At 67.2% G+C, this 26,968-nt stretch carries 17 protein-coding genes; 13 read left to right on the forward strand and 4 right to left on the reverse strand.

Translation table 11 applies throughout. The features are described 5' to 3' along the window. Together DSM104443_RS04060 and DSM104443_RS04065 are read left to right on the forward strand one after the other, a co-directional pair. Complete coding sequence (locus tag DSM104443_RS04060) at window positions 1-3,495, forward strand: RHS repeat domain-containing protein (RefSeq protein WP_171089700.1); 3,495 nt, start codon at window positions 1-3, stop codon at window positions 3,493-3,495. A 12-nt stretch (window positions 3,496-3,507) separates the two neighbouring features. Next, entirely contained in the window at window positions 3,508-5,895 is a 2,388-nt protein-coding gene (locus DSM104443_RS04065) for an Ig-like domain-containing protein (protein WP_171089702.1), read from the forward strand. Here DSM104443_RS04065 and DSM104443_RS04070 read toward each other — a convergent pair. Continuing rightward, on the reverse strand, window positions 5,892-6,767 hold the full coding sequence (locus DSM104443_RS04070) for a DMT family transporter (protein ID WP_171089704.1): 876 nt from the start codon (window positions 6,765-6,767) through the stop codon (window positions 5,892-5,894). The two genes, DSM104443_RS04065 and DSM104443_RS04070, sit on opposite strands and share 4 nt — an antisense overlap. Continuing rightward, window positions 6,764-7,237: a nuclear transport factor 2 family protein gene (locus DSM104443_RS04075; RefSeq protein WP_171089706.1), complete on the reverse strand. Its 474-nt coding sequence runs from the start codon at window positions 7,235-7,237 to the stop codon at window positions 6,764-6,766. The genes DSM104443_RS04070 and DSM104443_RS04075 overlap by 4 nt, the downstream gene beginning before the upstream one ends. A 134-nt stretch (window positions 7,238-7,371) precedes the next feature. Between DSM104443_RS04075 and DSM104443_RS04080 the strand changes: the two genes are divergently transcribed. From DSM104443_RS04080 to DSM104443_RS04090, 3 genes are all read left to right on the forward strand, one after another. Further along, window positions 7,372-9,039 (forward strand): formate--tetrahydrofolate ligase, encoded by a 1,668-nt coding sequence (locus DSM104443_RS04080; RefSeq protein ID WP_171089708.1) that lies wholly within the window; start codon window positions 7,372-7,374, stop codon window positions 9,037-9,039. A gap of 77 nt (window positions 9,040-9,116) precedes the next feature. Then, on the forward strand, window positions 9,117-10,208 hold the full coding sequence (locus tag DSM104443_RS04085) for a tetratricopeptide repeat protein (protein ID WP_171089710.1): 1,092 nt from the start codon (window positions 9,117-9,119) through the stop codon (window positions 10,206-10,208). Window positions 10,209-10,246: 38 nt separating this feature from the next. Next, on the forward strand, window positions 10,247-11,530 hold the full coding sequence (locus DSM104443_RS04090) for a serine/threonine-protein kinase (RefSeq protein ID WP_171089712.1): 1,284 nt from the start codon (window positions 10,247-10,249) through the stop codon (window positions 11,528-11,530). 4 nt (window positions 11,531-11,534) lie between these two features. Here the strand turns inward: DSM104443_RS04090 and DSM104443_RS04095 are convergent, their stop codons facing one another. Then, entirely contained in the window at window positions 11,535-12,029 is a 495-nt protein-coding gene (locus DSM104443_RS04095) for a DUF456 domain-containing protein (protein WP_171089714.1), read from the reverse strand. 123 nt (window positions 12,030-12,152) lie between these two features. Between DSM104443_RS04095 and DSM104443_RS04100 the strand changes: the two genes are divergently transcribed. From DSM104443_RS04100 to DSM104443_RS04110, 3 genes are read left to right on the forward strand one after another with little or no spacing between them, the layout of a single operon-like run. After that, window positions 12,153-17,627, forward strand: coding sequence for a hybrid sensor histidine kinase/response regulator (locus tag DSM104443_RS04100; protein ID WP_212756931.1), 5,475 nt, complete (start codon window positions 12,153-12,155; stop codon window positions 17,625-17,627). Further along, window positions 17,624-19,780 (forward strand): response regulator, encoded by a 2,157-nt coding sequence (locus DSM104443_RS04105; protein WP_171089716.1) that lies wholly within the window; start codon window positions 17,624-17,626, stop codon window positions 19,778-19,780. The genes DSM104443_RS04100 and DSM104443_RS04105 overlap by 4 nt, the downstream gene beginning before the upstream one ends. Next, the gene (locus DSM104443_RS04110; protein ID WP_171089718.1) at window positions 19,777-20,481 is read left to right on the forward strand and encodes a sensor histidine kinase; all 705 of its coding nucleotides are present in this window, start codon (window positions 19,777-19,779) and stop codon (window positions 20,479-20,481) included. Before DSM104443_RS04105 ends, DSM104443_RS04110 begins: the two co-directional genes overlap by 4 nt. On the opposite strand, the gene DSM104443_RS04115 is transcribed toward DSM104443_RS04110, so the two are convergent. Next, on the reverse strand, window positions 20,478-21,059 hold the full coding sequence (locus DSM104443_RS04115) for a response regulator (protein WP_171089720.1): 582 nt from the start codon (window positions 21,057-21,059) through the stop codon (window positions 20,478-20,480). The genes DSM104443_RS04110 and DSM104443_RS04115 overlap by 4 nt on opposite strands. A 30-nt stretch (window positions 21,060-21,089) precedes the next feature. On the opposite strand from DSM104443_RS04115, the gene DSM104443_RS04120 reads away from it, so the two are divergent. From DSM104443_RS04120 to glcF, 5 genes are read left to right on the forward strand one after another with little or no spacing between them, the layout of a single operon-like run. Next, the gene (locus DSM104443_RS04120) at window positions 21,090-22,559 is read left to right on the forward strand and encodes an FAD-linked oxidase C-terminal domain-containing protein (RefSeq protein WP_246232874.1); all 1,470 of its coding nucleotides are present in this window, start codon (window positions 21,090-21,092) and stop codon (window positions 22,557-22,559) included. Window positions 22,560-22,561: 2 nt separating this feature from the next. After that, window positions 22,562-24,013, forward strand: coding sequence for an FAD-linked oxidase C-terminal domain-containing protein (locus DSM104443_RS04125; protein WP_171089723.1), 1,452 nt, complete (start codon window positions 22,562-22,564; stop codon window positions 24,011-24,013). A 24-nt stretch (window positions 24,014-24,037) separates the two neighbouring features. Then, window positions 24,038-25,099 (forward strand): glycolate oxidase subunit GlcE, encoded by a 1,062-nt coding sequence (gene glcE / locus DSM104443_RS04130; protein ID WP_171089725.1) that lies wholly within the window; start codon window positions 24,038-24,040, stop codon window positions 25,097-25,099. A 2-nt stretch (window positions 25,100-25,101) separates the two neighbouring features. Continuing rightward, window positions 25,102-25,734 (forward strand): glutathione S-transferase family protein, encoded by a 633-nt coding sequence (locus tag DSM104443_RS04135; RefSeq protein ID WP_171089727.1) that lies wholly within the window; start codon window positions 25,102-25,104, stop codon window positions 25,732-25,734. Next, a complete protein-coding gene (gene glcF / locus DSM104443_RS04140) occupies window positions 25,734-26,966 on the forward strand; it encodes a glycolate oxidase subunit GlcF (RefSeq protein WP_171089728.1) in 1,233 nt (410 codons plus the stop codon). Before DSM104443_RS04135 ends, glcF begins: the two co-directional genes overlap by 1 nt. The last annotated feature ends 2 nt before the right edge of the window (window positions 26,967-26,968 follow it).

Below are 26,968 nucleotides of genomic sequence, written 5' to 3' on the forward strand. Positions count from 1 at the left end.
ATGAATTTCGTCAAGTGCGTCTGGTCGCCTTTCATTGCGGTCGCAGCATGCGCTGTCTGTTTCGACGTGATGGGCGATGGAGTCGATGAGGTCATTCCGAGTTTCTATCAGGAGCCGGGGCTTTCGCGAAATCGCGAGCACTTGAATCAACAAAGCGACGAGCGCATCGACCCTTTCACGGGGAAGCTGCAATGGCATTTCGTGGACATCTTCGTCCCTGGAAACGGTGGTCTCGACCTCAAGGTGCAGCGCTCGTACTCGAGCATGAACGAACTGCTCGACGACGCATCCCCGATAGGGATTGGTTGGACCATGCACTTCGGTCGCGTGATGCGCAAAGCGACCACCAACATGTGCGCGTTGGGTGTCGGACCGACCAGCAACCCGGTGCTCGAGCTTGCGGATGGAAGTCGCCACGTTCTCTATGACAGCCTGGATGGCACGTACGCCGTTTCGACCGGGCTCTGGAGGGCGGATTGCAACAACGCCTCACCCGGCGGCCTGATCATTCATTCGCCGGACGGGACGCGATATGAGATGACCACGCAGGGGCCGATGATCGGCTCGAATCCTTCGAAGTGGCAGCAGTCCTGGTACACGACGCGCATCGTGGACCGCAACGGCAACACGATGGATTTCACCTACGTGATGCTGAGCGGTGCCACGTCGATGGGCGTTCAGTCCGTTGCGACCAGCGATGGTCGTTCGTTGACGTTCAATTACTCGGGTGACCACCTGAGCTCGATTGCGGGTCCCGGGGGAACGTGGAGCTATGGCCACACGCTGCTGACGGGGGTCAGTCCGAACTACTACTTCCTCACGAGCGCCACGCGTCCGGACGGACAGGCCTGGTCCTACCAATACAACACGAGCGCGAATGGCCCAGGCATGGCTCCGGCCGGCGGCTATTCGATGAAGAAGGTCACGTACCCGACGGGCGCGCAGGTCAACTATACGTACGGCTTCGCCACCTTCGCCCAGAATCCGAACATCCCCATCAGCACCGTCATTACCAACAAGCAGTCCGACGACGGAGCGTGGACCTATGCGTACACGCCGGCTACTGAGCCCATTCCCCCGGGTGGAATGAGTTGGACGATATCGGACGGAGCATCGATCCCGAACCTCGACCGAACGCGCATTGAGGGGCCTGAAGGCCACTACGTCTATTTTCATTTTGGATACAACAGCGTGACCAGCGGTGAGGTCTATCTCATTGGCGCGCTTGCGGGGAAGGTCGCTGCGACGGCTGTCGAAGGGCAGGCCTTCGCCAGCGCGATCGAGGCGTATTCGTGGGGACGGTTCGTGATCTCCGGTCAGACGAATCTGCGGCCGGGCGGAACCATGGCCTTCGACACCGAGACGGCCACTCCGTACATCGTTGGGAAGAACATCAGCCGCGGCACGGGACTTCACACGACCGTCTACAGCAACTTCGACGATTACAAGAATCCCCAGACGATCACGGAGACGGGCAGCGCTTCCCGGACCCGGGCGGTCACCTACTTCACCGATGCTTCCAAGTGGATCCTTCACCAGAAGAAGGACGAGACGTTGAGCACCACGGGCGCCATCACGCGCAGCTTCGATGCCAACGGCAACATGACTTCGGAGAACCGCTACGGCGTCTCGACGGACTACGCGTACAGCGGCGGGGATGTCACGAGCAAGACGGATGCGCGGGGGAATTCGGTTTCGTACGGGAACCACAAGCGAGGAATCCCGCAGTCGGAAAGCCACCCCCAAGGCGTTTCCATCTCGCGGACGGTCAGTGACGCGGGCAACGTCCTTACCGAGTCGGACGGTACCGGCGCGACGACAGGGTATACGTATGACGGCCTGAATCGCGTGACGGGCATCACTCACGCCACGGGCAACCCGGTGAGCGTCACTTGGGGGGCGAACACGCGTACGGTTACTCGAGGTGGCTATAGCGAGGAAGTCACCTATGACAGCTTCGGGCGCCAGACGCAGGCCAGGCATACGGATTCGACCACCGGCACCGTGGTGACGCAGAACTACCGTAACGACGTGCTCGGACGCCGCACCTTTACCTCCTATCCGAATAGCTCTGTCGGAACGGGAATGGCATTCGATGTGATCGGGACGCTGCTTGTGGTGCGCCACGAATACGACCCCAACTCCGGCTCGCACTCCACCGGCAGGAGCTTCAACTACAACGGAAACGGCGTCGTCACCATGTCGAATGAGACGGGAGTGACGTACACGTATACCTACCGGTACTACGACGATCCGGACGAGCGTCATCTCCTGTCGATCGCGGCGCCGCTTGCCGCAGCGAGCATCACCATGGAGCGCAACGGCGTTGGCCAGCTGACGTCGGCGACCCAGGATGGAAAGACGCGGACGTACGGCTACAACGGCCAATACTTCCTGACGACGATGACCGATCCGGAGGTCGGCACAACGACATTCGGCCGCGACGGCGTTGGGAACATGACGACCCGCCAAGTGGGCGCATCGCCGACCACGACGTATACGTACGACGGACGCAATCGCGTGACTGCGATCGCCTACCCCGGTGGTACGCCCAGCGTCGCGAAGACGTACTTCAAGGACGACAAGGTCGCGACGATCGACAATGGCATCGCGCTGAGGTCGTACACCTACGACGGAAACAAGAATCTCAAGACGGAAACCCTGGCGGTCTCGGGTCAAGCACCGTTCGCCGTGCAGTACGACTACAACGGGAACGACGCGCTCAACCTCATGACCTATGGCTCGGGCAAGACGATCAGCTACTCGCCGGACGGTTTTGGCCGCGCGACACGGGCCGCTCCCTATGTCACGGCGGTCACCCATCATCCCAATGGGCAGATGGCGTCCATGACGTATGCGAACGGCGTTACGACGACGGTGGGTCTCAATGGACGTCAGTGGCCGGATGCGATCGCCATTGCGGGGGCCGCGAACATGTTCAACACGTCGTATACCTACGACGGGCTGGGCAACGTGCTGGGGATTTCCGATTCGGTCGACCCAACCTATAACCGGCATCTGGAGTATGACGAGATCGATCGCTTGGTCGTGGCGGACGGGGCGTGGGCTGGGGGTACGACCGGTGCGTTCACCTATGACGGACGGGGGAACATCAAGTCGCAGCTGCTGGGTTCCCAGGTGCTGAACTACAACTACGACGCCGCGAGCAATCGCCTGGCCTCCATCTCCGGAACGAAGAGCTACGCCTTCACGTACGACGTCTACGGCAACGTCACCGGCAACGGCACGAAGTCGTTCGGCTACAACGATGCGTCGAACCTCCGGTGCGTGGATTGCGGCACGCCGGGCGAGACCACCTATGACTACGACGGCGCGAGCATGCGGGTGCGCACGACCAAGAACGGCGTCTCGACCTATTTCGTTTACGGATCGGGAGGCAACCTTCTTTGGGAACGTGTCCCCGGGGTTTCGCTGAAGGAATACATCTACCTGGACGGCAAGCAGGTCGCCGTTCGCGAGAAGACGGGTAGTTAACCAGGGAGTGCCATGTTTTACATTCGCCGTTTCCGCGCTGCGCTTGCCGCGCTCGCTTTCCTCTGCGTCGCCTTCGGCGCGCAAGCCCAGCTCTGGTTCGGCGACGAACGCGGCCTGCATCGATTCGATCCGAACACCGGTGTCGTGGATGTCGACCTCCCGTTCGGCGAGGCGCTCTCGCTCGTCACCGACCGCGGCGACGGCTCGGTGTGGGTCCTCTCGAAGACGCGCCTCGCGCGCTTCTCGAGCGACGGCTCCACGGTCGTATTCAACCGCACGCTCGCTTCGTTCCCGGGCAACCTGGGCACGGCGCGCAAGATGGCCGTGAACCCGGCCGATGCCACGGCCTGGATCGCCGGCGAACGGCGCGTCCTGCACGTGAACGGCGGCGGCGGCGAGCTGCTTTCCGTAGTGCCGGGTGAAGCCACCGATCTCGCCGTCGCGCAGGACGGCACGCTGTGGGTGCTGGACGAAGAGAACGACGAGCTGCGGCGCTACACCTCGGGGGGCGCGCTGCTGCATCGCGTGAACCTCGGCGGAGCGTCGCGCCGCGCCCGCCATCTCGCGATCGACAGCCTTCGCGGCTTCGCCTGGTTCGTCGCCGACCGCGCTCTTGTGAAGCGCAGCTTCAAGACTCCGGGCCATGTGCTCGCGCGCATCAATGTGGCGCATGACGCCGATGCGATCTGCTCCGACGTCGATACGGGTGACCTGTGGGTCCTGGGCGGCAATGTGCTTTATGGCTACGGCTCCGATGGCACGAGCACCGTGACGTATGACCTCCGCCAGAACGGCATCGCGAACGCCAAGTCGCTCTCGTGCGACTTCGCGACGCGGTCCTTGTGGGTCGGGCACCGCCGGGGCTTCTCGCAGTTCACGCGCGGCCCCTCCCATATGCTCACGCAGCGCGCGCGCGATTCGGATTGGGTCGCCGTGGCGCGAGAGGCGACGCAGATCCGGCTCGAGCTGGAATTCCTGGCGGGCAGCAGCGGGCCGTTCGACGACCAACCGTTGTTCAGGTTCCGCCCCTGGGCCTCGTGCGGCGGAGGGGACTGCGGCTTCGAGCCGTGGGTCCTGGAATCCACCCTCACGTTCGCGGCCACCCTGGATGGCACGGAGGTCGGCACGCAGTTCTTCTTCGACTCCGCCGCGACGGGCGAGGTCATCTACATGCCGGCCGCCGTGCTCGCGGATGGGACGCACACGCTCACGGTCCAGGCCGTGGACGGATCCGGAAACCGCTCGGAGCCGCAGACCTTCACGTTCGACATCGACACGACGCCACCCGCGCTGGTGTCGATCACACCGGCCGACGGCGCGCACTTCCCGCTCGGCACGACCCAGATCCTGGTGGACTTCACATTCGACGCGTCGGCGACGAACGTGGGCGTGAACGGTTTCCCCGCACAATTCGGCAACCACTTCCGCGCGTTCATCCCTGTCCCGAACCGCCAAAGGGTCCTCACCCTCACGCTTCACGCGACGGACCCATCGGGCAACCTGGCAACGGTGCCCATCACGTACACGATCGAGCAGCCCAACGTCCGGCCGGTCGTGCAGCTCGTGCAACCGACGCAGGGCCAGGTCTTCGATGCGCCGGCAAACGTCACGGTCGAGGCGACCGCGACCGACTCCGACGGAACGATCGACCGCGTCATGTTCACGCTGGGCGATTTCGGATCGATCATCGTGACGTCGCCCCCGTATCGCGCCGTGTTCACGGGCGTGCCGATCGGCCAGTACGCACTGTCGGCGGTCGCGTTCGACAATCGTGGCGACGTCGGTTTCTCGAGCACGACCGTCACGGTGCAGGGTCCTCCGTCGGTCACGATCACCACGCCCGCGCCCGGCGCCGCGGTGTTCGAAGGCACGCCCATCGTCGCGACGTTCCAACCCGCTCCGAACCGGACCCTCCAGTCGCTCACGGTCCTGAGGGATGGGCAGGTCCTCTTCACGGTACCCAATCCGGGCACCACGCGTAGCAACATCCTGTCGGGTGCCGGTGTGCACACCTATGCGTTCGTCGCCACCGACAGCACGGGCGCGCAGGGTACGGCCGAGATCACGCTCACCGTGAAGCCGTTCGACCTCGTGGTCGAGACACCGGTCGCGAACGCGGAGGTGACGACGGGTGAAATCCGGGTCAGCGGCCACTACTTCGGTCCGAGCGACACGGCGATTCGAGTGAACGGCATCCCCGCATTCGTCACGCCGACGAGTCCGGATGGGGGAACGTTCACGAGGCCCATCACCCTGGGCACGGGTCCGCGGGTGATCGAGGTCGAGCTCACCTCGCCCAGCCTCTCGATCGGACGTGTGTACTTGATCCCCGTCACGGTGCTGCCGATTGTCATCGTGCCGCCACCCGATCCGCCGCCGGTGGGTGGTGGCGCTGGCTAGCGCTGCACGCGCATCCGCCTTCCCACGGCCACCAGCGCCACGACGACGAGCGCGAAACCGAGCTCCTCGGCACTGAGCGGTTCGCCGAGGAGCGCGGCCGAAGCGGCGATCGTGAGGAACGGCTGCAGCAATTGCAGCTGTCCCACGCGCGCGATGCCGCCCTGCGCGAGCCCGCGGAACCACGCGAAGAAGCCGAGGTACTGGCTCACGAGCCCGACGTAGAGCCAGCCGGCGAGGGCTGACGCCGGTGCGTGCTGCAGGCCCGGTTGATAGAGAGCGATTGACAGCACGAGCAGGATCGGCAGCGCGAGAACCAGCGTCCACGAGATCGCTTGCCATCCGCCCAGTGTGGCGCTCGCCTTCGCCCCCGCGGCGTATCCGTACGAAGAAAGAAGAATCGCGACGACCAGCGCGAGATCTCCGGACGTCATCGCACCTCCGCCGTGGCGTAGTGCGAAAGCCACGACTGCGGCACTGCCCAGAAAGCTGACCACCCAGAAGCCCACGCTCGGCCTCTCATGCGCAACCCACGCACCCGCCATCGCGGTCGTGAGCGGCATGATCGCGAGCACGACAGCGCCGTGGGAGGAGGGCACCTCCTGCATCGCCCACGTCATCAGGAACGGGAATCCAAACACGATCCCGAGCGCGGCGCCCGCCAACCCCTTCCACTCTTCACGCGTCGGAAGCCGCGGCCGCGTCACGAGCAGCACGCAAACAGCAAGCGCCGCCGCGAAGAGCGAGCGCGTGGAAGCGAGGAAAAACGGTTCGATCGCGGAAACCGCCGCACGAGTGGCGGGCAGCGTGAGGCTGAAAGCGACGACACCGACGAAGCCCCACCAGAGGCCACGCGACTCCGAACCGCCGCTCAAGACGCCTTGCGCTCGCGAAACTTCTCGAGTCCCTTCGCGGCGTCCTTGCGTACCTTCCACTTGAGCGGCGCGAACCAGCCGAGCGCGCGGCCCATCGGCCCCAGCGCCTGCGAGGCCCAGCGGTAGAACGAGAAGCGGTCGTAGTGCCGCGAGATCTTGCCGTTGCGGAAGGCGAACATCGCGCTCACGTGGTTCACGACCGGGCGGCCCGTCTTGCTGAACGTGTAGCGGGCGGTCCATTCGGCACGTCCGCCCTCGGCGTTGGCGCTCGCCGAATCGAGGGTGACCTGGAGGTCGGCCGCGCGCGACAGGAGCATGCGCCACATGTCCCCCGCCTCGTCGCCTTTCAGGCCCGGGAAGACGGGGTCGGAAAAGAACACCTCGCGGTCGTAGCAGCTCGCCATCGCCTCGGCGTCCCGGCGGGCGAATGCGTCGTAGAACTCGCGGATGAGGGCCTCGTGCGGGTGCATCCCCGGCATCGTACGCGAAGGCCCGGAATTGATGCCCGTCAAGGCCAAAAACGGGCCCAGCCCCTATTTTCAGCGCGTACACGTGACCACAAGAAGCGCGGCGCACGCCCGTTTCTCCAACAAGGAAACCCCCCATGCTCTCCGACATCGAAATCGCCCAGAAGGCGAAAGCCAAGCCCATTGGCGAGATCGCCTCGAAGCTCGGTATCCCGACTTCCGCCATCGAGCCGTACGGCCACTACAAGGCCAAGATCGGCCTCGACTACGTCAATTCGCTGAAGTCGAAGCCTGACGGCAAGCTGATCCTCGTCACGGCCATCTCCCCCACGCCCGCGGGCGAGGGCAAGACCACCACGACGGTGGGCCTGGGCGACGCGCTGAACCACATCGGCAAGAAGGCCATCGTCTGCCTGCGCGAGCCCTCCCTGGGCCCGGTGTTCGGCATGAAGGGCGGGGCGGCCGGCGGCGGCTATGCCCAGGTGATCCCGATGGAGGACATCAACCTCCACTTCACCGGTGACTTCGGCGCCATCCAGCTCGCCAACAACCTGCTGTCGGCGATGATCGACAACCACATCCACCACGGCAACGAGCTCGGCTTCGACATCCGCCGCATCGCGTGGAAGCGCGTGCTGGATATGAACGACCGTGCATTGCGCGACATCGTCGTCTCGCTGGGCGGCCCGGGGAATGGCTACCCGCGCGAGGACGGCTTCGACATCGTCGTCGCCTCCGAAGTGATGGCGATCTTCTGCCTGTCCACCTCGATCAAGGACCTGAAAGAGCGCCTCGGCAAGATCGTGTGCGGCTACACCAAGGACCAGAAGCCGATCCTTGCGTCGGACCTCAAGACCCACGGCGCCATGGCCGCGCTGCTGAAGGACGCCCTGGCCCCGAACCTGGTGCAGACGCTCGAGCATTCGCCCGCGTTCATCCACGGCGGTCCGTTCGCCAACATCGCGCACGGCTGCAACTCCGTGCTCGCCACGCAGACGGCGCTGAAGCTCGGCGACTACGTCGTGACGGAAGCGGGCTTCGGTGCCGACCTCGGTGCCGAGAAGTTCATCGACATCAAGTGCCGCAAGGCGGGCCTCAAGCCCGCAGCCGTGGTGCTGGTCGCCACGATCCGCGCGCTCAAGTTCCACGGCGGCATCGAGGTGAAGGACCTGAAGGGCGAAAACCTCGACGCCCTCAGCAAAGGCATCACCAACATCGAGCGCCACGTGAACAACATCCGCAACAACTACGGCCTGCCGTGCGTGGTGGCGATCAACCACCGCACCGAGGACACGGATGCGGAAGTGAAGCTGCTGCAGGACAAGATGGCCCACCACGGCGCCAAGGTGATCCTCGCGCGCCACTGGGCCGAGGGCGGCAAGGGTGCGACCGAGCTCGCCAAGGAAGTCGTGCGCCTGTGCGAAGAGCCCACCGACTTCAAGTTCGTCTACGAGGAGTCGCTGCCGCTCTGGGACAAGATGAAGGCCATCGCCACCAAGATCTACGGCGCCGCCGACATCACCGCGGATTCCAAGGTCCGCGGGCAGATCAAGAAGCTGCAGGAGAACTACGGCCACTACCCGGTGTGCGTGGCGAAGACGCAGTACTCGTTCTCCACGGACCCGCAGCTTCGCGGCGCGCCTTCCGGACACGTCGTGAACATCCGCGAGGTCCGCCTGGCCGCCGGCGCCGAGTTCGTCGTGATGGTCTGTGGCGACATCATGACCATGCCGGGCCTGCCGAAAGTGCCGTCCGCCGTGTCGATCGACATCACGGACGAGGGCAAGATCACCGGATTGTTCTAGGGTAAAATTCGGGCTTCTGGAAAACCCGCCCCGGGCAGCCGGGGCGGGTTTTTTTCGCCCGATTTGCAGGTGTTTCGATGCCCGGTTTTCGTCCCGAATCGTCCGTCCCGGCCCCCGCGCTGACCGACGCCCCCTCCCTCACCGCAGCCGCCAACCAGGCCGTCGCCCTCGCAAGAGCCGGGGACCCCCGCGCCGGCCTCGCCCTGGTCCGCCACGTGCGCCAGGAGGCCCGCGGCCTCGCCCTGCGCCGCTCCGAGGCGGAGGCCCTGAACGCCGCCGCCATGGTGCATGCCCTGCGCTGGGACGTGATCGCCGCCGTCGCCGCCGGGATCGACGCCCACGAGATCGCCAATGAAGTGGGTGACCGCTCGCTGGCTACTCACGCCCTGGTATCTCTCGCCCACGCCGCCAGTGAGCTGGGGCTGCGCGACGAGGCCCGGCGCGCCCATGCCGCCTGCATCCGACAGGCCGTGGAAACCGGCGACCGGGAGCTCGAAGTGCGAGCCCGCACGGGCCTGGGCATCGTCCTCGGCGACGTGGGGGAGTTCGACGCGGCCGGCCCGGAGCTCTGCCGCGCGCTCATCCTGGCCGAGCGATACCACGTGATCACTTGCCCATCGCGAGCCCTCTCGAACCTCGCCAATTTCCACCGCAAGCGTGCCCGCACGCGCACGGACGAAGACCGCGAAGCGCGGGACCGGGACGTCCAGGACGGAGAATCGCTCGCGGAGCGCGCGCTGGAGCTCGCCCAGGAGCGCGGCAACCTCTCGGTGCAGATCGACGCGCTCGCGATCCGCGGCTGGTTGGCCGAGCTGCAAGGCGACCTGCCCGGAGCGCTCGAGCATTTCCAGGCGTCCTGCCGCCACGCCACACGCACCCGCTCGCCGATCGCCTGGGTGCTGGGCGAAACCGGGCGCATCCACCTCGCCCTGGGCGATGCCGATTCCGCCCGCCGCCACTGGCAGGAGATGCTCGACATCGCGACCGACCTGCGGCCTTCGACCTCGATCGCGGTGGCGTGCAACGGCCTCGCGCGCGTGGAGCGAAGCCTCGGCAACGAGGTGGGCGACCGGCGCTGGTCGGAGCGTGCCGCCGAGGAATCGCAGGAGCTGGAGCGCATCCGCGCCCAGACGCGCCGGGTGCTCGAGACCTTCTTCACCGTCCGATAGGAAACCGCCGCGGGGGGGTGCCCGTATAATCGCGGTCCATGGAGTCCATCGGCAAATACCAGATTATTCGCGAGCTTGGCCGCGGCGCCACCGGCAAGGTGTATCTGGCCGAGGACCCGTTCGCGAAGCGCAAGGTCGCGATCAAGGTCGCATTCCCCGAGGCGCTGAAGCACGCCGAGGACGGCGCCTTCTACCGGAGCATGTTCCTCAACGAGGCCTCGCTCGCCGGGAAGCTGAACCATCCGCACATCGTGCAGATCTTCGATGCGGTGGTGGAAGACGACTTCAGCTACATCGTGATGGAGTACATCGAGGGCGGTACGCTCGAGAAGTTCTGCGCCGACGGCCAGCTCCTCGAGACGCGCGAGGTGGCCGAGATCATCTTCAAGTGCGTGCGAGCCCTTGCGTTCGCGCAGTCGCTGGGCCTCACGCACCGCGACCTGAAGCCCGGCAACATCCTCCACAAGGACGGCACCGACATCAAGATCGCGGACTTCGGCGCCGCCATCAACAAGGTCTCGGACCGCACGATCATCACCAACGTGGGCTCGCCCGCGTACATGTCGCCCGAGCTCGTCACCGGCGGCGTGCAGGCCTCGCACCTTTCCGACATCTACGCCCTGGGCGTGGTGATGTACTACCTGCTCACGGGGAAGCTCCCGTTCTCCGGCGCGAACACCATGAGCGTGATCTACCAGATCGTGAACACGGAGCCCGAGCCGCCCAGCACGCACAAGGCGGGCATGGACCCGGCGCTCGACTTCATCGTGATGAAGGCGATCGCGAAGGACCCGGCGCGCCGCTTCCAGACCTGGGACGAGTTCGCCCAGGCCCTGGCCGAGATCTGGAAGCGCGAGCAGGCGAGCGAGGAGAAGCGCGGCCAGTCGGACACCGAGCGCTTCAACATCCTTCGCGCGCTGCCGTTCTTCCGCGAGTTTCCCGAGAACGAGCTGTGGGAAGTGCTGCGCCTGTCGAAGTGGGCGAAGTTCCGTCCCGACACGGTGCTGATCAAGGAAGGCGACCACGGCGATTCGTTCTTCATCTGCGCCGGCGGCTACGTGCGCATCACGCGCGGCAAGAAGACGCTGAACGTGCTGACGGCGGGCGATTGCTTCGGCGAGATGAGCTACCTCGCGCACAACGACCGCGCGCACCGCTCGGCCACGGTCACCACCACCTCCGATTGCGTGGTGCTGAAGATCCGCGCGGAGGACCTCCGCAACTCGTCGCTCTCCTGCCGCCGCCTCTTCGACGAGCGATTCCTCAACACGCTCGTCGATCGCCTCGAGAACGCCAACGAGCAGCTGTCGGTGATGTCGTGACGGCCTAGCCGCCCGAGAGCAGGTAGAACGCGGCGAAGGTGGCGATCATCATGAAGGCGAGGATCACCTTCGTGACGGCGCCCAGGACCATCCCGATCCACGTCGCGAGCCCCACCTTGCCGGCACGCACGAGGTCGCGGCGCGCGATGAGCTCTCCGCCGACCGCTCCGATGAACGGCCCGAGGATGAGCCCCGGGACGCCGAAGAGAAGCCCGACCAGGGCCCCGAGACCCGCCCCGAACAGCGCGAGGCCGCTCGCGCCAACCCGCTTTGCACCCACCAGCGAGGCGAGGAAATCGACGGCAAAAGCTACGGCCGCCAGCAGGCCGATGATCGTGATCCCCCAGGGCCCGACTTTCGCGAAGTCGTCGGCCCAGGCACCCACGACCAGGCCCGCGAAGACCAGCAGGATCCCGGGAAGGACGGGCAGGACGAGCCCCGCCAGCCCGACCAGGACCAGCGCGCTGCCGACGAGATAAAGTCCGATTGTGGTGTCCATGGAGGCCCCCTCCGGCTGTAGGACAAATCCGACTTCGCCAGGGGGGAGCGCATTGTAACTTCGATCATTGGCCCGACCCTCGCCCAAGCTATCCGCGCGGTCGAATTCCCTGGAGGCTCGCCCTTGAAGACCAAGTCCATTCGCAACGACTGCGAATCGCAAATGAACGTGCTGCTGTCGGCGCTTCTTGCCCTCAAGAAGGGCGACGCCACGTTCCAGCTGCCCTCCAACTGGGAAGGGACGGCCGGCAAGGTAGCCGACGTCTACCGCGAGATCCAGGACTACCACCTCCAGGTCACCGACGAATTCATCTCGCTGCGCCGCAAGGTCGGCAAGGAAGGCAAGCTTCGCTACCGCGGCAGCATCGGCGACCTCCGCGGCTTCTGGAAGTACAAGATCGAGAACGTCAACGCGCTCATCGACGACCTCGTGCTCCCGACCACGGAGACCTCGCGCGTGATCGGCGCCGTGGCCCAGGGCGACCTCTCGCAGACCATGGCCACGGAGTTCGAGGGCCAGCCGCTGCAGGGCGAATTCCTGCGGCAGGCCAAGACGATCAACAAGATGGTGGACCAGCTCTCGTCCTTCGCGTCGGAAGTGACGCGCGTGGCGCGCGAGGTGGGCACGGAAGGCAAGTTGGGCGGCCAGGCGAAGGTGAAGGGCGTCGCGGGCACGTGGAAGGACTTGACCGACTCCGTGAACTCGATGGCCGGCAACCTGACGGGCCAGGTGCGAAACATCGCCGAGGTGACGACGGCCGTGGCCACGGGCGACCTCTCGAAGAAGATCACGGTCGACGTGAAGGGCGAGTTCCTCGAGCTCAAGAACACGATCAACACCATGGTGGACCAGCTCCGCTCCTTCGGCTCCGAAGTGACGCGCGTGGCGCGCGAGGTGGGCACCGACGGCAAGCTGGGCGGCCAGGCGCGAGTCGAAGGCGTGTCCGGCACGTGGAAGGACTTGACCGACTCCGTGAACTTCATGGCCGGCAACCTCACGTCGCAGGTACGCAACATCGCCGACGTGACCACGGCCGTGGCGCGGGGCGACCTCTCGAAGAAGATCACCGTGGATGCGCGCGGCGAGATCCTCGAGGTGAAGCAGACAGTGAACACGATGGTGGACCAGCTCTCGTCCTTCGCGTCGGAAGTGACGCGGGTGGCGCGCGAGGTGGGTACCGAAGGAAAGCTCGGCGGCCAGGCGCGAGTCGAAGGCGTGTCCGGCACGTGGAAGGACTTGACCGACTCCGTGAACTTCATGGCGGCGAACCTCACGTCCCAGGTGCGCAACATCGCCGACGTGACGACGGCCGTGGCGAGGGGTGACCTCTCGAAGAAGATCACGGTGGACGTGAAGGGCGAGATCCTCGAGGTGAAGAACACCGTGAACATCATGGTGGACCAGCTCTCGTCGTTCGCCTCGGAAGTGACGCGCGTGGCGCGCGAGGTCGGCACGGAAGGAAAGCTGGGTGGCCAGGCGCAGGTGCGCGGCGTGTCCGGCACGTGGAAGGACTTGACCGACAACGTGAACTCGATGGCCTCGAACCTCACCTCGCAGGTGCGCAACATCGCCGAGGTGACGACCGCCGTGGCGAGGGGCGACCTCTCGAAGAAGATCACGGTGGACGTGAAGGGCGAGATCCTCGAGGTGAAGAACACCGTGAACACGATGGTGGACCAGCTCTCGTCCTTCGCCGCGGAGGTGACGCGGGTGGCCCGCGAGGTGGGCACGGAAGGAAAGCTCGGCGGCCAGGCGCGCGTGAAGGGTGTGGCCGGCACGTGGAAGGACTTGACCGACAACGTGAACTCGATGGCCTCGAACCTGACGGGCCAGGTGCGAAACATCGCCGAGGTGACCACGGCCGTGGCGCGCGGCGACCTTTCGAAGAAGGTGACGGTCGACGTGAAGGGCGAGATCGCCGAGCTGAAGAACACCGTGAACACGATGGTGGACCAGCTCTCGACCTTCGCCGCGGAAGTGACGCGGATGGCGCGCGAGGTGGGCACGGAAGGAAAGCTGGGCGGCCAGGCGTGGGTGAAGGGCGTGGCCGGCACGTGGAAGGACTTGACCGACTCCGTGAACTCGATGGCCGGCAACTTGACCGCGCAGGTGCGTAACGTCGCGGAGGTGACGACGGCCGTGGCGCGAGGCGACCTTTCGAAGAAGATCACGGTGGACGTGAAGGGCGAGTTCCTCGAGCTGAAGGGCACGATCAACACGATGGTGGACCAGCTCCGCTCCTTCGGCTCGGAGGTGACGCGCGTGGCGCGCGAAGTGGGCACGGAAGGCCAGCTGGGCGGACAGGCGCGCGTGGAAGGCGTCTCGGGCACCTGGAAGGATTTGACCGACAACGTGAACTTCATGGCCGGCAACCTCACCTCGCAGGTGCGCGGTATCGCGAAGGTGGTGACGGCGGTTGCGAACGGCGACCTCTCGCAGAAGCTCACCGTGGAGGCGAAGGGCGAGATCGCGGCTCTTGCTTCGACGATCAACAGCATGACGGACACGCTCGACACCTTCGCCGACCAGGTGACCTCGGTGGCTCGCGAGGTGGGTGTCGAGGGCAAGCTGGGCGGCCAGGCGCGCGTGCCGGGCGCTTCGGGCACGTGGAAGGACTTGACCGAGAACGTGAACCAGCTCGCGGCCAACCTCACCAACCAGGTGCGGGCGATCGCGCAGGTGGCCACGGCCGTGACGCAGGGCGACTTGACGCGCTCCATCACGGTGGAGGCGCAGGGCGAGGTGGCGGCGTTGAAGGACACCATCAACGAGATGATCCGCAACCTCAAGGACACCACGCAGAAGAACACCGAGCAGGACTGGCTCAAGACCAACCTCGCGAAGTTCTCGCGCATGCTGCAGGGCCAGAAGAACCTGAACACCGTGGGCGCGCTGATCCTCTCGGAGCTCGCGCCCGTCGCGCAGGCGCAAGTCGCCCGCTTCTACGTGCTGGATACCGCGTTCGAGAGCGCGCAGCTGCGCCTGCTCGCTTCGTACGGCGCGGAAGGACAGAAGGCCCACGGCCGTCGCCTCTCGCTCGGCGAAGGCCTCGTCGGCCAGACCGCGATCGAGAAGCGCAAGATCCTCATCACCAACGTTCCCGAGGGCTACCTCGACGTCTCCACGGGCGTGGGCTCGGCGCCGCCGCGCACCATCCTCGTGCTGCCCGTCGTGTTCGAAGGCCAGCTGAAGGGCGTGCTCGAGCTGGGCTCGTTCGAGGGCTTCTCCGATACGCACCAGGCGTTCCTCGAGCAGCTGATGGAATCGGTGGGCATCGTGATCAACACCATCGAGGCCAACACGCGGACGGAAGACCTCCTCACGCAGTCGCAGTCGCTCGCGCAGGAGCTGCAGAGCCGCCAGGAAGAGCTGCAGAACACCAACCAGGAGCTGCAGGAGAAGGCGCGGCTGCTGGCCCACCAGAACCAGGAGGTGGAGCGCAAGAACGCGGAGGTGGAGCAGGCCCGCCAGGACCTGGAGGAAAAGGCTCACCAGCTGGCACTCACCTCGAAGTACAAGTCCGAGTTCCTCGCCAACATGTCGCACGAGCTGCGCACGCCGTTGAACTCGCTGCTGATCCTCTCCGACCAGCTGCAGGCCAACTCGCAGGGCAACCTCTCGCCCAAGCAAGTGGAATTCGCGAAGACCATCCACTCTTCCGGCAACGACCTGCTGACCCTCATCAACGACATCCTCGACCTCTCGAAGATCGAGTCGGGCACGGTCGCCGTGGACGTGGGCGAGCTGCGCCTGGACGAAATGCGCCGCTACGTGGAGCGCACGTTCCGCCACGTCGCGGAGGCGAAGAAGCTCGACTTCTTCATCCGCAGCGAGGTGGACCTGCCCCCCACGATGGCCACCGACACGAAGCGCCTGCAGCAGATCATCAAGAACCTGCTGTCGAACGCGTTCAAGTTCACGCATCGCGGCCAGGTCGTGCTGTCCATCGACGCCGCGCGCTCGGGCTGGGATCCGCAGAACGAGGAGCTCAACCGGGCTCCCGCGGTGCTCGCCTTCACCGTGCGCGACACCGGCATCGGCATTCCGCCGGACAAGCAGCAGATCATCTTCGAGGCGTTCCAGCAGGCCGACGGCTCGACGTCGCGCAAGTACGGCGGCACGGGCCTCGGCCTCGCCATCAGCCGCGAGCTCTCGCGCCTGCTGGGCGGCGAGATCCGCCTCTGGAGCGCGCCGGGCGAGGGCAGTGCCTTCACGCTGTATCTCCCGGAGCGCTACGCGCTGCCGCGCCTGCCGCGCAAGACCGGCGCCGATGCCGCCTCCGTGGCGAATGCCGCGATCCGGGCCGCGCGCACGGCGCTGGGCCCCATGCCGCGGCCCATCGATCCGATCGAGGAGGCGTCCACGCCGCCGCCGCTGGACCACGAGCTGCCCGACGACCGCGAGGCCGTGACCCCCGGCGACTCGGTGCTGCTCATCGTCGAGAACGATCTCGCGTTCGCATCGGTGCTGATGGAGGCGGCGCGCGAGCGCGGCTTCAAGGCCATCGTGACGACGCTCGGTGCCTCGGCGCTGGCGCTCGCGCGCGAGTTCCATCCTTCCGCGATCACGCTCGACATCTTCCTGCCCGACATCCAGGGCTGGCGCGTGCTGGACCGCCTGAAGGGCGACATCGACACGCGCCACATCCCCGTATGCGTCATCTCCACCGAGGATTCCCGCGAGCAGGCGATGCAATCGGGCGCGCTGCACTTCGTGGCGAAGCCGCTGCAGAGCAAGGAGGGCGTGGACCGGCTCCTCGATGCGATCAAGGCGTATGCTTCCCGCGGCGTGAAGAACCTGCTCGTCGTGCAGCCCGACGGCGACAAGCTGAACGACGTGGTGGGCTATCTCGAGCGCGCGGCCGACGTGAAGGTGACGGGAGCCAGCGACGCGGGAGCCGCGCTGAAGGCGCTCCGAGCGGGCGACGTCGATTGCCTCGTGCTGGACCCGGAGGTCCCCGGATTGAATGCCGAAGCCCTGATGGAGGAAGCGCGCTCGCGGTCCCCCGACCAGCCGATGCCGATCATCGTGCACTCGGAGGAGGGCCGTAACGTCTCCGACGAAGCGGTATGGCAGCAGCTTTCGCGCAACGGCCCCGTGTCGTTCGTGCACACGCTGGACCGCCTGCTCGACCAGACGACGGTGTATCTCCATCGCGACGCGAGCCGGCTCCCCGAGGAGCAGCGCGGCACGCTGGAGGAGATCTACCGCTCCAACCGTTGGCTCGCCGGGCGCAAGGTGCTCGTGGTGGACGACGACATGCGCAACATCTTCGCGCTCTCGACGGTGCTCGAGGACTACGACATGAAGATCCTCACGGCCGACAACGGCCGCGACGCGATCGAGATCGTGAAGGCCGAGCCGGACGTCGACGTCGTGCTGATGGACATCATGATGCCGGAGATGGACGGGCTGGAGACCATGCGCGAGATCCGCAAGCTCGCCAACTGCAAGGACCTCCCGATCGTCGCGGTGACGGCGAAGGCCATGAAGGGAGACCGGCAGCGTTGCCTGGAGGCGGGCGCGTGGGATTACCTCTCGAAACCCGTCGAGACGCAGCAGCTGCTCGCGACGCTGCGCGCCTGGCTCAAGCCGTGATCACCCTTCCCGCCGGCAGCGATCACCGGCTGGCTCCCGCGGCCATCCTGGTCGTCGACGACCGGCCGGACAAGATCCTCGTCTTCCGCTCCGTGCTCGAGGAACTGGGCCAGGAGGTCGTCGCCGCGAGCTCGGGCGAGGATGCGCTGAAGCAGGTGCTCGAGCGCGATTTCGCCGTGATCCTGCTCGACGTCAACATGCCGGGCATGGACGGCTTCGAGACGGCGACGATGATCCGCAAGCGCAAGCGCTCCGCGCACACGCCGATCATCTTCATGACGGCCTACTCCGACGAGATGCATGCGGCCCAGGCGTATTCGCTCGGCGCCGTCGACTTCATCCTCACGCCCTTCGCGCCCGAGGTGCTGCGCGCCAAGGTGCGCGTGTTCGTCGAGCTGCACCAGCTCACCGAGCACATCCGCCAGCAGAGCGACCAGCGCATCGCGCTCGCGCGCGAGCAGGCCGCGCGCACGGCCGCCGAGGACGCGGTGCGCCGCTCGGCGTTCCTCGCCGAGGGCGGCCGCCTCCTGACGAGCACGCTGGATGCGGAAGCACTCGCCCGCGACCTGACCGGATTCTCTGTTCCCTTCCTCGGCCTCTTCTGCGCCATCGCACTGGTGGACGAGCACCAGCGCGTCACGCGCACCGAGCTTGCGTGGAGCGATCCCGAAACGAGCACCGGACGGCGCGCGCTTTCCGTGCGGCGCATCGGCGAGCCCGCGATCGCCTCGGCCATCGAGCGCGCCGTGACCACGGGGCGCCGCGAAGTCATCGAGGGCCCGCTCTCCGACCCGGCGGGCGTGCGCGTCGAGCGCCTCGAGGCCACCGGCGAGGAGCAGATCCCGCTCGCGTTCCGCCCGCAATCGATGTCGATCCATCCGCTGGTCGGCCGCGGTCGCACGCTCGGCGTGCTGGTCGTCGCGCTGGCACCGCCGCGCGAGCGCTTCACGCCCACCGAGATGGCCCTGGGCGAGGAGCTCGCCGGCCGCGTCGGCATCGCGCTCGACAACGCCCGCCTCTACCTGCAGGTGCGCGACAACGACCGCCGCAAGGACGAGTTCCTGGCGATGCTGGCGCACGAGCTGCGCAGCCCCCTGGCGCCGATCCGCAACGCGATCGAGGTGCTGCGCATGGGCGGCTCCGCCGAGACGCGCCTGCCGTGGGCGAGGGACGTCATCGACCGGCAGTCGCGCCAGCTCATGCGGATCGTCGACGACCTGCTCGACGTCTCCCGCATCACCAGCGGCAAGATCCAGCTCAAGACCGAGGACATCGACCTGGGCACCGTGCTCGCCTCCGCGGTCGAGACCAGCCGGCCGCTGATCGAGGAGCGCCGCCACGAGCTCACGGTCACGCCGCCGGCGCGCCCGCTGCATGTGCGCGGCGATTTCGCGCGCATCGCACAGGTCCTCGCCAACCTGCTCAACAACGCGGCCAAGTACACGCCGCCCGGCGGAAGCATTTCGATCATCGTGTCCGAGGATCAACGCCACGCGGTCATCCGCGTGAAGGACACGGGCCTGGGCATTCCCGCGCCGATGCTGGACGGCATCTTCGACCTCTTCACGCAGCTGGACACCACGCTCGACCGCGCACAGGGCGGCCTGGGCATCGGCCTCACGCTCGTGAAGCGGCTGGTCGAGGCGCAGGGGGGCAAGGTGGAGGCGGCGAGCGGCGGCCCGAACCAGGGCAGCGAATTCACGGTGCGCCTGCCCGTGGTGATTCCGGCGGCGCGCGCGCAGGCGCCGGCCCGCGACGGAGCGCGGCGCGTCGTTGCGCAGCGGGTGATGATCGTCGAGGACCATCCCGATACGGCCGCCACGTTGCAGACGCTCATCTCGCTGGACGGCCATGAGGTCGAGCTCGCGCGCGACGGTTTCGCGGCGCTCGATCTCGCGCCGAAGTTCCGGCCGGATGTGGCACTCGTGGACATCGGCCTTCCCGGCATGGACGGCTTCGAGATCGCGCGGCGGCTTCGGCAGCTCGAATGCGGCCGCCGCTGCCTGCTGGTGGCCGTCACCGGCTACGGCCAGGAGCGCGACCGCCGCCTGGCCCTCGAAGCCGGCTTCGACCACCACCTCGTGAAACCCGTGAACGTGCAGGTGCTGGCCGACGTCATCGCTTCGCGCCAGCGCGAGCCGGAGACCCAATGACCGACATGGAAGGCGTCTACCGCGATGCGGTGACCACGCGCCTCATGCGCAGGATGGGGCATGCGCTCGAGCACGACCTCAAGTCGCCGGTGCAGGGCATCTACTGGGCGCTCGAGCTTGCGCTGAAGAGTGTTTCCGCGCCGGGCACGGACGAGAAGACCCGCGCGCAGGTGGAGAAGGCCGTGACCATGGCGAGGAAGGAGCTCACCCGCCTCGAGCGGACGTCGCGCGCATTCCTCAGCGATTCCGGCATTTCCGAGGGCGAAGGCGAGACCCGCATCGACCTCTCCGAGCTCACTCGCGAAACGGTGCGGCATTTCGTGACCGATGCTGCGATCCGCAACGTCCGGCTCACGGTCGACGTCCCGACGGAGCCGGTGTACGTCTTCGGGCCGCGCGCCGGCATCTCGCAGGCGGTGCTCACCTGCGTGCTGCATTCGCTGGACTCCGTGCCCGACGGCGGGACGGCGGAGGTCGTGCTCAAGGCCAACGGCACGCACGCGATGATCGAGATCGTCGACGATGCCGGGGAAGCCGCCGAAGGTCAGGATCCGTTCGGCCTGGGCGTGCTCGGCATGCGCATCGCGCGCGTCTTCGTCGAGGGCCACGGCGGCGAGATGAAGTCCGCCCCGGCGCCCGAAGGCGGGCGGCGCAGCACCTGCCTCAAGCTTCCGGTAGAGACGACGGCCCAGCCGGCCTAGCGCCGCGCGGCCAGCAGCTTCCCGAGCGTTTCGATCGCCACGGGCTTCACGAGGTAGTCGTCCAGTCCCGCTTCGAGGGCGCGCTTGCGATGCTCGTCGCCGCCGAATCCCGAGAGCCCGATGATGTAGACGCCCGCCAGCTGCGAATCCCGCCGCAGGGTGCGCGCGACGTCGTAGCCGCTCACGTCCGGTAGTGCCAAGTCGAGCAGGATCACGTCGGGGCGCCGCTCGTGCGCGACCTCGATCGCGCGGGCACCGGTATAGGCGACGAACACCTCGTGGCCGAGCTGCTCCAGGAGCGTTCCCAGTACTTCGGCCGAGTCGATGTTGTCGTCCACCACCAGGAGACGGAGCGTCTGCGCCTCCGCGGCCATCGCCGCGCCCGGCGCGGGCGCCGAGTCGCATCGGTCGGCGAGGGCGCGCAGCGTGGCCAGCTGCCGCTCCATGAGCTCGATCATCCGGTCGCGCGTGGCTTCGTCCGGTGGGCGGCGCAGCACTTCCATGGCCATCTGGATGGCGCTCAGCGCATCGCGCAGCTCGCGCGCGAACGACACCTCGGACCCGGGCTTCGAGCTCATGCCCCACGGTATCATGGGGCCATGGAGGAGATGATGGCACCCTCGCCCAAGCGCGCCGCGGTCGCGACAGCGCTCGCGGCAACCTTGCCCCGCACGTCGGTGCTCGCGGACGGCGAGGACCTCAAGCCCTACGAATGCGACGGGCTCTCCGCCTATCGCCAGACGCCGCTCGTGGCCGCCATTCCGGCGACCGAGGCCGAGGTCGCGGCGACGCTCGCGGTGGCTCGCAAGACGTCCACGCCGGTCGTGGCTCGCGGCTCGGGCACGGGCCTCTCGGGCGGGGCGCTGCCGCTCGCCGACGGCATCCTCCTGTCGCTCGCGAAGTTCGACAAGGTCGTGTCGATCGATCCGCTCGCGCGCACGGCGCGCGTGCAGCCGGGCGTTCGCAACCTGCGCATCTCCGAATCCGTCGCTCACCTGGGCCTCTACTACGCGCCCGACCCGTCGAGCCAGATCGCGTGCTCGATCGGCGGCAACGTGGCCGAGAACTCCGGCGGCGTGCATTGCCTCAAGTACGGCCTCACGGTCCACAACATCCTCAAGGTGCGCGCGATCACCATCGATTCGGAGATCATCGAGCTCGGCTCGGAAGCGCTCGATGCACCCGGCTACGACCTCCTCGCGCTCGTCACCGGATCCGAAGGCCTGCTCGCGATCACGCTCGAGGTGACGGTGAAGCTCCTGCCGAAACCCGAGACGGCCCAGGTCGTCATGGCCTCGTTCGCGAGCGTCGAGCAGGCGGGCGACGCGGTCGCGGGCGTGATCGGCGCGGGCATCGTGCCGGCCGGCCTCGAGATGATGGACCGGCTCGCCACCCGCGCCGTCGAGGGCTTCGTGAAGGCCGGCTACGATCTCGACGCCGCGGCGATCCTCCTCGCCGAATCCGACGGCACGCACGAGGAAGTGGCCGAAGAGACCGCACGAATGATCGAGGTGATGCGCGCCAACGGCTGCACGCGCGTGACCTGCTCGTCCTCCGAGGCCGAGCGGCTGCGCTACTGGTCGGGCCGCAAGGCCGCGTTCCCCGCGGTCGGGCGCATCTCGCCGGATTACTACTGCATCGACGGCTCGATCCCGCGCAAGGCCCTGGGCCACGTGCTCAACCGGACGAACGAGATGTCGGAGAAATACGGCCTGCGCTGCGCCAACGTCTTCCACGCCGGCGACGGCAACCTGCACCCGCTGATCCTCTACGACGCGAACATCGAAGGCGAGCTCGCGCGCACCGAGGCCTTCGCGGCGGAGCTGCTGGAGCTGTGCATCGAGGTGGGCGGCACCATCACCGGCGAGCACGGCGTGGGCATCGAGAAGATCAACCAGATGTGCACGCAGTTCCGCCCCGGCGAGCTCGTGCAGTTCCACGCGGTGAAGGCGGCGTTCGATCCCGAAGGCCTGCTCAACCCCGGCAAGATGGTTCCCACGCTCCACCGCTGCGCCGAGTACGGCGCGATGCGCGTGAAGGGCGGGCAGCTGCCGTTCCCCGACCTGCCGCGCTTCTAGCGATGAACGCCGAGCTCGCGCGCACCTTCGCCGCCATCCAGCCGCCGCCCACGGTGGTGACGGACGACGAACGCCTGCGCCCGTTCGAGACCGATGCGTTCGTGTCCCACCGCGCCGTGCCGATGATGGCGGTGTTGCCGGACCATGCCGCGCAGGTGGGTCCCGTGATCGCGGCATGCGCGTCGCGCGGCATCCCGCTTGTGACGCGCGGCGCCGGAACCGGCATCTCGGGCGGCGCGATCCCGCATCCCGAGGGCGTGCTCCTCGTGATGACGAAGATGCGCGCGCTCGTGGCACTCGATCCGCTCGGCCGCACGGCGACCGTCGAGCCGGGCATGCGCAACCTCGCCGTCTCGGAAGCGGCCGCGCCCCACGGGCTCTTCTACGCGCCCGATCCTTCGAGCCAGCTCGTGTGCTCCATCGGCGGCAACGTCGCGGAGAACTCGGGCGGCGTGCACTGCCTCAAGTACGGATTCACGCTGCACAACCTGCTCGCGGTCGTGGCGTATGACGGCGAGGGCGAGAGGCTCGAGATCGGCTCCCTCGCGCTCGACGCTCCGGGCTACGACCTGCTCACGCTCATCACCGGCAGCGAGGGCAACCTCGGCGTGGTCACGCAAGTGACGGTGAAGCTGGTGCCGATTCCGGCGGCGACCCAGACGCTGCTCGCGGCGTTCTCGAGCGTGCGCGCGGCCGCCGAAGCGGTGGGAGAGATCATCGGCGCGGGCCTGATCCCGGCGGCGCTGGAGATGATGGATCGCGTCGTCATCGAAGCCTGCGAGCGCTACATGGGGCTGGGTTTCCCGCGCGACGCCGAAGCACTGCTGCTTGCAGAGGTGGACGGCGGCGTCGAGGAGGCTGACGACGCGCTGGCTCGCGTGCGCTCGATCATCGAGCGCAACGGCGGGACGGGGCTTCGCGTCGCGCAGGACGACCGCGAGCGCGCGGAGCTATGGAAATCGCGCAAGGGCGCCTTCACGGCGCTCGCGACGGTGCGTCCCGATTTCTACACCATCGACGGGACCATTCCGCGGCACAAGCTCCCGGAAGTCCTGGACCAGGTGTACGCGTTCGCCGAGGAGGCCGGCCTTCTCGTGGGCAATGTGTTCCACGCGGGCGACGGGAACATCCACCCGTGCATCTTCTACGACGCGTCCGTGCCGGGCGAGCTGGAGAAGGGCGAGGCGCTCGGCGGCCGCATCCTCGAGCTGTGCATCGACGTGGGCGGCACCATCACGGGCGAGCACGGCGTGGGCATCGAGAAGCTGCGCCAGATGTGCAAGCAGTTCCGCCCCGCCGAGATCGCGGCCTTCCACGACGTGAAGCGCGCCTTCGATCCCGCGGGCATCCTCAATCCCGGCAAGGCAGTGCCGACGCTGAACCGCTGCTCCGAGTGGGGCGGCATGCACGTGCGCGACGGGAAGCTTCCGCGTGCCGATATCCCGCGGTTCTGAAATAAGGGTCAGCTACTTTTTTCCATGACGACGCCCGACTTCATCTCCGATCTCGCCGAACGCGTACGCCAGGGTGCGGCCGGCAAGGCGCGGCTTCGCATTCGTGGCGGCGGCACGAAGGACTTCTACGGCGGTGCGCTCCAGGGCGAGGTGCTCGATGTCTCGGGCTACGCCGGGATCATCGCGTACGAGCCGCGCGAGCTGGTGCTCACGGTGAAGGCCGGGACGCGATTGGCCGACATCGAATCCGCGCTCGCCGCCGATCGCCAGATGCTCGCGTTCGAGCCTCCGCACTTCGGAACCGGTGCCACGATCGGCGGAACGGTCGCCGCGGGTTTCTCCGGTCCCCGCCGGCCCTACGCGGGCGCCGCGCGCGACTTCGTGCTCGGCGCGCGGATCGTGAATGGCAAGGGCGAGGATCTTTCGTTCGGAGGCCGCGTGATCAAGAACGTCGCGGGCTACGACGTCTCGCGCCTCATGGCCGGCGCGCTGGGTACGCTCGGCGTCATCACCGAGCTCTCGTTCAAGGTGCTTCCCCGGCCGGCGATGGAAGCCACGCTCGCTTTCCCGCTCGACGAGGCGAAGGCGATCGAGCAGGCCAACCGCTGGGCGGGCCAGCCGTTGCCGCTTTCCGGCGCCGCATGGCTCGATGGCGTGCTGCGCGTTCGTCTCTCGGGTGCGCAGAGCGCGGTGAAAGCCGCGTGCGCGAAGCTGGGCGGTGACGCGATGGCCGACGGGGAGACTTTCTGGCGCGATCTTCGCGAGCATCGCCTGCCGTTCTTCCGGGCCGGCGAGCCGTTGTGGCGATTGTCCGTTCCGCAGACCGCGGCGCCGATCGCCACGCCGCATCCGCAACTCGTCGATTGGGGCGGCGGCCAGCGCTGGGTCAGCGGTGCGCTCGATGCGACGCAGATCCGCGCCGCGGTGGCGAAGGCCGGCGGGCACGCAACCCTTTTCCGCGGCGGCGACAAGGCCCAGGGCGTGTTCCATCCCCTGCAGCCGGCGATCGCGCGCATCCACAAACGCCTGAAGGATGCATTCGATCCCGAGGGCCTCTTCAACCCGAACCGGATGTACGACTTCTAGCCATGTATACGCTCTACTACTCGCCGGGCTCGGTCTCGATGGTCACGCACATGGTGCTCGAGGAGCTGGGCGTTCCGTTCGAGGCGGTGAAGGTGAACCTCGAGAAGAAGGCGCACCACGAGCCCGCGTACCTCAAGATCAACCCGAAGGCGAAGGTGCCCTCGCTCGGCACATCGGATGGAGTGATCACGGAGAGCGTGGCCATCCTCGAGTACCTCCTCGACAAGCACGGCGACGGCTCGCTGCTCGCCCAGCCCGCGACCGTCGAGCGCGCGCGGACGATGGAGCGCATGGCCTACCTCGCCACCGAGATCCACCCCCTCATGAACCGCTACTTCCATGCGGACGACTACGCCGCGGAGGAATCGGTGCAGAAAGCCGTGAGCGAGTTCGGCCAGGCGAAGATCGTCGCGTTCTTCCAGCGCGAGGACGGCAAGCTGACGGCGCCGTACTGGTCGGGCGGGACCGCGCCCAACGTCGCCGATTTCTATTTCGCCGTCGTCGCGCGCTGGGGCCGCTGGTTCAAGCCGAAGTCGATCGAGATGCCCAACATCCGAGCCTTCCAGGAACGCATGGCTTCGCGGCCCTCGGTCCAGCGCGCCACCGCCCGCGAGGGCAACACGCTCTTTTCCTGATGCAGACCAACCTCGCCAGCTGGATCCGCGACACGCCCGAAGGCATCGAGGCGGACAGCATCCTGCGCAAGTGCGTGCACTGCGGTTTTTGCCTCGCCACGTGCCCCACGTACGCGCTGCTGGGCGACGAGCTCGACAGCCCGCGCGGCCGCATCTACCTCATGAAGCAGGCCCTCGAAGGAGCGCCGGTCACGAAGCGCACGCAGCTTCACCTGGACCGTTGCCTCACGTGCCGCTCCTGCGAGACGACGTGCCCCTCGGGCGTGCAGTACGGCCGCCTGGTGGACATCGGCCGCGAGCTCGTGGATCGCAAGGTGGGCCGCGGTCCGGTCGAGTCGTTCCAGCGCTGGGCCCTGCGCCGCACGCTGCTCGCGCGTCCCTTCTTCTCCGCGATGCTGGGCCTCGCCCGCGCGTTCCGCGGCCTGATGCCCGCGTCGCTCGCCGCTCGCGTGCCGGCGCTGCGCGAAGCGGGTGCGTGGCCGTCGGCGCAACGCGGCCGGCGAATGATCGTGCTTCGCGGCTGCGTGCAGGCGTCGATCGCGCCTTCGATCAACGCCGCGACCGCTCGTGTGCTCGACCGCCTCGGCATCTCGCTCTTCGAGGTCGCGCAGGACGGATGCTGCGGCGCGATCGCCCAGCACCTGGATGCGCATGCCGAGGCGCTCGACCTCGCGCGCCGCAACATCGATGCGTGGTGGCCGGAGATCGAGAAGGGCGCCGAGGCGATCGTGATCACCGCGAGCGGCTGCGGCACGATGGTCGCGGAATACGGCCACCTGCTTCGCGGCGACGCGGCGTACGCGGAACGCGCCGCGCGGATCTCGGCGCTCGCTCGCGACGTGTCGGAGATCGTGGCGGCGGAGCGCGGCTCCCTCGCCAACGCCTTCGCGGGCCGCAAGCAGCGCGGCGAGACCCTCGCCTTCCACTCGCCCTGCAGCCTGCAGCACGGCCTCAAGGTGAAGGGCGTGGTGGAGTCGATCCTGCGCGATGCGGGTTTCACGCTTTCCGCCGTGCCCGACGGACATCTCTGCTGCGGCTCGGCCGGGACCTACTCCATCCTCCAGCCCGAGCTGTCGGGCCAGCTCCTGCGCAACAAGGTGACGGCGCTCGAATCGGGCTCGCCGGAGGTGATCGCGACCGCGAACATCGGTTGCCTCACGCACATCCAGTCGGGAACGTCCCGTCCCGTGCGGCACTGGATCGAGATTTTGGACGCCCGCCTCGGGCAATAGGG

The organism is Usitatibacter rugosus (genome assembly GCF_013003965.1).
Lineage (GTDB): Bacteria > Pseudomonadota > Gammaproteobacteria > Burkholderiales > Usitatibacteraceae > Usitatibacter > Usitatibacter rugosus.